We start from the raw sequence: 348 nt of genomic DNA on the forward strand, positions 1-348 counted from the left end.
GAGCAGGCCACACAGTTCAAGCTGGAGCGGATTGAGGTGCTCCCACGTGAGGCCAAGGCCGTGGAGGAGCGGTCGCGCTACTACCTGCCGATGGACCGGACCCGCTACGCGCTGGCGTTTGACCGCGCCTGCAATCTTTCAAGGAAGGGCGGCATCTACTACAGCGCGCTGTTCGAGGGCGAGGGCGAGCGGGTGAAGTTGCCGGATGCTGCGGCGCTGGCAGAGAAGGGGAAGCTGGTACAGCCGATCAATGCGCGGGCGCAGCGGATCTTGCAGGAGAGGGAGGACAAGCCGGGTGTCGGTTCGGCGGCCGGCAAAGTGCTGGGCGCCGCCTTGGTGCCGGTAGCG

At 66.7% G+C, this 348-nt stretch carries 1 protein-coding gene; it reads left to right on the forward strand.

What is annotated here, in order from left to right; translation table 11 throughout:
* Positions 1–348, forward strand: a 348-nt coding sequence (locus tag EN850_RS34480; RefSeq protein WP_210238047.1) for a hypothetical protein, incomplete at both ends; no start/stop codon positions are given.

The sequence above is a fragment of the Mesorhizobium sp. M8A.F.Ca.ET.207.01.1.1 genome, assembly GCF_004794715.1.
GTDB lineage: Bacteria > Pseudomonadota > Alphaproteobacteria > Rhizobiales > Rhizobiaceae > Mesorhizobium.